The 5331-nt window shown below is 45.8% G+C and carries 6 protein-coding genes and 1 pseudogene; 3 read left to right on the forward strand and 4 right to left on the reverse strand.

Annotated elements, in window-relative coordinates; all coding sequences use genetic code 11:
* The first annotated feature begins 116 nt into the window (after positions 1–116).
* Complete coding sequence (gene pyrF / locus MICAI_RS08070) at positions 117–818, forward strand: orotidine-5'-phosphate decarboxylase (protein ID WP_008200209.1); 702 nt, start codon at positions 117–119, stop codon at positions 816–818.
* Positions 782–1318, forward strand: a complete 537-nt coding sequence (locus MICAI_RS08075) for a hypothetical protein (RefSeq protein WP_008200212.1) — start codon at positions 782–784, stop codon at positions 1316–1318. Before pyrF ends, MICAI_RS08075 begins: the two co-directional genes overlap by 37 nt.
* Here the strand turns inward: MICAI_RS08075 and prmC are convergent.
* The 3 genes from prmC to MICAI_RS08090 all read right to left on the reverse strand — a co-directional run bounded on the left by prmC (position 1315) and on the right by MICAI_RS08090 (position 3830).
* Complete coding sequence (prmC, locus tag MICAI_RS08080; RefSeq protein ID WP_008200213.1) at positions 1315–2199, reverse strand: peptide chain release factor N(5)-glutamine methyltransferase; 885 nt, start codon at positions 2197–2199, stop codon at positions 1315–1317. The two genes, MICAI_RS08075 and prmC, sit on opposite strands and share 4 nt — an antisense overlap.
* A gap of 5 nt (positions 2200–2204) precedes the next feature.
* Entirely contained in the window at positions 2205–3005 is an 801-nt protein-coding gene (locus MICAI_RS08085) for a Tic22 family protein (protein WP_008200214.1), read from the reverse strand.
* A 390-nt stretch (positions 3006–3395) separates the two neighbouring features.
* Positions 3396–3830, reverse strand: a complete 435-nt coding sequence (locus MICAI_RS08090) for a hypothetical protein (protein WP_008200217.1) — start codon at positions 3828–3830, stop codon at positions 3396–3398.
* 219 nt (positions 3831–4049) lie between these two features.
* Here MICAI_RS08090 and mtnA point away from each other — a divergent pair, with 219 nt between their 5' ends.
* Positions 4050–5111: an S-methyl-5-thioribose-1-phosphate isomerase gene (gene mtnA / locus MICAI_RS08095; RefSeq protein WP_008200219.1), complete on the forward strand. Its 1062-nt coding sequence runs from the start codon at positions 4050–4052 to the stop codon at positions 5109–5111.
* Positions 5112–5145: 34 nt separating this feature from the next.
* On the opposite strand, the pseudogene MICAI_RS26970 reads toward mtnA, so the two are convergent.
* Positions 5146–5331 (reverse strand): annotated as a pseudogene (locus tag MICAI_RS26970) (hypothetical protein); the annotation flags it as partial.

Below are 5331 nucleotides of genomic sequence, written 5' to 3' on the forward strand. Positions count from 1 at the left end.
TCTCCCCACTTCCCAATTCATAATTCATAATTCCCTCTCCCCACTTCCCAATTCATAATTCATAATTCATAATTTATAATTCATAATTCCCCACTTCCCCACAGTATCGCCCAAATATGACCAACTCAGACCGAATTATTGTTCCTCTTGATGTGCCGGATTTAGAATCAGCGATCGCAATGCTCGATCTGTTGCCGGAAGTCAGTTTTTGGAAAGTGGGACTAGAATTATTTGTCAGTAGCGGTGCAGAAATTCTAGGGATTCTGCAAGAAAGACAAAAAAAGAGCTTTCTCGATCTAAAATTTCATGATATTCCCAATACGGTCGCCGGGGCCTGTCGTTCCGCCAGTCGCTATCGAGTGGATTTACTCACCCTCCACGCAACAGCCGGACGGCAAGCAATGACGGCAGCTAAGGCGGCAATCTCTGACCTGCTATCCCCGCCAAAACTTCTCGCTATCACCGTTTTAACCAGCCTTAACGCCAGGGAATTAGCCCTCGACCTCAAAATTCCCCTAGAACTATCGGAATATGCCTTAAATCTGGCATTATTGGCCAAGGAATCGGGAATTGATGGGGCGGTTTGTTCTCCCCAAGAAGTGGCGCAATTACGTCGCGTCTGTGGAAAGGATTTTCTCTTAGTTTGCCCCGGAGTTCGTCCCTCCTGGTCAAGCAAAGGGGATCAAAGTCGGGTGATGACTCCGGCCCAAGCGATTAAAGCTGGGGCCGATTATCTAGTAATTGGACGACCGATCACCGGTGCGGAGGAGCCAAAGGTAGCATGGGCAAAAATTTGTCACGAATTAGCCGATATTTAGGGGTATTACTGGTTATTTTCGGGATTAACTCGCCAGCTGTTAGTCGTCCTCTTTCTAGCTGTCCGGAGGATTTAAATCTTTTAGTCGATCGCCTCTTGTCAGATTTACCCGGTTATGCTAATCGAGTTATTAGCCGCGCCCAAATCGATCAAGAATTATCTACACCGGTTTTTGTGATTATTGCCGGTCGTCCCGAATTTGCACCCCTACCTTTAACTGCCGGTCAATATTCCGGTCAAATTGCCGATGACACTCAACAGGTTTTTTTTACGACTTTAGAGCGTCAGTATAGTAAAAATCGCTCTGTCACTCTCCAGAATTATCATTGGTTATTTTTAACTAAAACTGGGGAAGGATGGCGATTAGTCACGGTTTACAGTCAATTAGCTTCCCTGGAACCCACTCAAGTCCCCTTACCTCCCCTAGAAACCAGCCAAGGCACCATCGGCCAAGCGGTGCGTCTCTGGCTGCGGGACTGCGAAGCGGGTACATTGCGCTAAATTCGCTCGGCCAAAACAAAGCGATCGAAACCTGCTAGGTCGTTAATAATCTGAATTTGTCGATAATTGCCCTGATTTTCCAGCATTTGCGCTACTTTTTCCCCTTGACCGGCTCTCATTTCCACTAGCCAAAGGCCTCCCGATCGCAGATAATCGGGAGCAGTGGCCACTAGATAGCGCAGCGCGGTCAATCCGTCTTCACCTCCATCCAGGGCCAAACGGGGTTCATGTTCCCGCACTTCAATTTGTAAGTCAAGGATTTCTGCACTGGGAATATAGGGAGGATTGGACAGCATACCGCTAATCTGTCCTTGCCACTTCTCTAGGGGGGTCCACCAAGAACCCTGTTTTAAGATAATTCTGTCGGCAAAACCGGTATTGATGATATTTTCTTTGGCGATCGCTAAAGCCGTTTGACTGTAATCAATAGCATATATCTCTGCTTTTGTCAAGATACTGGCTAAACCAATAGCGATCGCACCGCTACCGGTTCCCAGATCTACCCAGATTCCCCCGTCGTCTCCTCTGACGGTTTCTCCAACAATATCGATTAATAACTCGGTTTCGGGACGAGGAATTAAGACCCCCGGGGAGACTTTCAGGGTAAAATTACGCCAGACCACCGATTCGAGCAAATACTGCAAGGGAACCCTTGCTTGCAGGCGTTTTTGCCAGCGTTTAGTAATTTCCGACCAAGAATAACTCAAGGGGATTTTTTCTCGTTCGCGAAAGGATTGTAAGCGCAGGGAAAGAGTATCTAAATCTGTCACTGCTTGCAGAAAGATATCCACTTCCTTGGCCAATAGTTGCGATCGCTGTAAATCAGCGATCGCCTGTTGGCGCCATTGACTTAATTCTTGACCGGAAATACTAGCAGTCACAAGGCTTAACGATTGGGGGCGGGGGGATTACTGGTATTATTATTAGGGCGTGGCTGATTTGCCGGGGGTTGATTGGGAGCATTTTGGTTACTATTTGCGCGGATAAAATCAATCGTTTCTTGGCTAGGAAAGAGGAGAATTTTAGTTAAAGCTTCATCGTTGCTTTGTTGTAGGGTGGCGATGACACTTTCTAGGGGAATAACATCAATTTTCACCGTGGCTGCTTCGGCGGGATTGGCTTTTTTATATTGTTCTGCCATTTGTAAAGCGGCGGCTTTTTCAAAGAAGAAAGGAATAAAATCCTGATTATTGCGACTGACCACTAGAAAATTACTCTCTTTTCCCGCTTTCGGCACAAATAAAGGGACACCACCTTGATATTGTTGACCTCTTTCACTGAGCAGTTTTTTCGCCGATTCTACTTCCGACTCTTTGGGAACAAAATCGATAATTAAACGATTTTGTTCGGTTTGACTGGTTTGCATCTTATAGACTTGTGCCAAGGAAACAGCCTGAACTTTAACTTTGCTGGCTACTTCAGGATTCTCTTTTTTCAGTCGTTCAAAAAAGTTTTCTGCGTCCTGCCGACTGATAAAAACTCCCGTGAATTTCTGTTCTTTTTCTCCCACGGCAATTAGGGGAACTCCTTGATCGTCGGCAATAGCGAAGACAGGTACAGACTGCAAGGTTCTGACGATTTGTTCTTCTGGTAAAGCGAGTGCTTTAGAATAGCTGCCCAGCAGCGAAGTCAACATTGTCGTTCCTACTAAACCAAGGGTTGCCGTCCAACGAATGAGAGATTTCATCAAAATAATTACCTCGTTATTACTATTAACCAATATTTGCCGTTAATCTGAAACTATATCGTCTGCTTAACCCCTCCGATCAGGAGTTTTCTGATGAATAACCAGCCCCGAAAGTTCCCTTTATTGGCTTGCTTCTGAACCATCATAGCTAAAAAGCTCCATATTTGGTGAGATGTGGTCGCAGCGGCGGCTAGGAAATAGGGGCAACTTAGGGGCTGATCTGGAGAATAATAGGAATTAATTGGATTTTTTAAGCTATATTTTCCGAAAAAAATCGCTTTATCTACGGTTTAAGCTTGCTTTTGCCTTCATAAGCACCAACTTAAGCTCAAAAGCCATCCTCTTGTCGGAATCAGTTAGTCAACCGGCTACCTTTTGAGCTTGGCACTGCTAATGACTTTCCGAGAGATGGTGCGGATGGGCGATCGCTAACCGCAGCCATTGATAGGAAACTAGATTTAAAATCAGTCCAATGATCAATAAAATCGCCATGAGAGCGATTTGATACCAGGAGATCGGTCTGACCAGAAGATCGGCGATCAGATGGGCTAAATTCAAGACAGAATAGAGAATTGTCAACCAGAAATGGCCTTTTCTCAAGGAGCGACTTTCGCTAAAATTGACCCCGATAATCGCTAACATGGGCAGCAAAAAAAAGAGCAACATTCCCCAGAAAATCGGATCAAGATTGCTGGTTTGATGACTCTCGACGAGCGATTGACCATGGAAAAGCGGCATTAACCCCAGTTGGGTGTGAAATAGGGTTCCCAAGAGGAATGTTGTCCAGAGAGCGGCAATTTTTTCGGGATATTTCGCTGTTTTCACGGTAATTATCCTCTTAATCGGTTAATATAAAAGGTCGGGCTAGGTGAGAAAGTATTCTTCAATTTTTCCTAGTCACTTATCTATACATTCTAAAAAAAGTTTCTGTATTTAAAATTACTTTTTACAAAAAAACACAAAATAGTTTTTACTGCTGATCAGCCGTGGAGAAAGGCCGCTGCTATAGTGGTAAATTTAGCTAATTCTCAATCTAAAAATGTTATGACCACAACCACTTGCGAGAGTAACTCGATCTATCCCGTGCGTTGGCAAGATAATAAAGTCTGGCTGATCGATCAAACCCGTTTACCCATGGAGTATGGGGAAGTTGAGATCACCAGCAGTGAAGCCATGGCCCGGGCGATCGAAACGATGATTGTCCGCGGCGCCCCGGCCATCGGGGTGGCGGCTGCCTATGGTATGGTTTTAGGAGCGCAGGAAATTAAAACCGACCAGAAAGAGCAATTTCTGGCTGATTTAACTAGAATAGCCGATCGATTAGCTCAAACCCGGCCCACGGCGGTGAATTTATTCTGGGCGATCGAGCGAATGTTAAAAGTGGCCAGGGAAAGTGGCCCAGAAGTGGCAGTAATTACCAAAAATCTCCTGGAAACTGCCCACAATATCCAAAAAGAAGACGTGGAAACCTGTCGGGCGATCGGTCGCCATGGTTTATTGGCGCTGCCGGAGCAACCGGAAAAACTGACAATTTTAACCCACTGTAACACTGGTTCCCTGGCCACGGCCAGTTATGGTACTGCTTTAGGGGTAATTCGTTCCGCTTGGACAGCAGGAAGATTAATACAAGTGTATGCAGACGAAACCCGGCCACGGCTGCAAGGGGCAAAATTAACCGCCTGGGAATGTCTGCGGGAGGGAATCCCCGTCACCGTGATCACCGATAGCATGGCGGCCCACTGTATGCAGCAAAAACTGATCGATGCGGTGATTGTTGGGGCCGATCGCATTGCGGCCAATGGGGACACGGCTAACAAAATCGGCACCTATTCCCTTGCGGTGCTGGCAAAAGCTCATCATCTGCCTTTTTATGTGGCTGCCCCCCTATCGACGGTGGATTTTTCCCTTAAGGATGGTACGGGGATACCGATCGAACAGCGCGATAGTGCCGAAATTTATCAGGTGGGAACCACTACCCTTTGCCCTAGAGATGTTAACTTTTATAACCCCGCTTTCGATGTTACTCCCGCCGCTTTAATTACCGCTATCATCACGGAAAAAGGAGCGGTAACACCGGCTGAATTAATTTTTTTACAGGATTCCTAGAGGGTAAGCTTTTTCGACAAGATACTCACTAAAATTAGAACGTAGGTTGGGTTGAAGCATGAAACCCAACGCCGGCATGGGTTACGCTACCGCTAACCCATCCTACAAATAATTTTGCCTCCTTGCTTAATAATCCTAATGAGTCTCCAAATGTATCCTTTTTTGAACGAAAATGCCTAAGTCCCAATGAGTCTCCAAATGTATCCTTTTTTGGACGAAA

The sequence above is a fragment of the Microcystis sp. T1-4 genome (genome assembly GCF_000297435.1).
GTDB lineage: Bacteria > Cyanobacteriota > Cyanobacteriia > Cyanobacteriales > Microcystaceae > Microcystis.

What these genes read in the sequence shown, in the direction of transcription:
- MICAI_RS08085 (WP_008200214.1), bottom strand. Translation starts at nt 3,005, where the DNA reads ATGAAATCTCTCATTCGTTGGACGGCAACCCTTGGTTTAGTAGGAACG.
- MICAI_RS08075 (WP_008200212.1), top strand. Translation starts at nt 782, where the DNA reads ATGGGCAAAAATTTGTCACGAATTAGCCGATATTTAGGGGTATTACTG.
- pyrF (WP_008200209.1), top strand. Translation starts at nt 117, where the DNA reads ATGACCAACTCAGACCGAATTATTGTTCCTCTTGATGTGCCGGATTTA.
- mtnA (WP_008200219.1), top strand. Translation starts at nt 4,050, where the DNA reads ATGACCACAACCACTTGCGAGAGTAACTCGATCTATCCCGTGCGTTGG.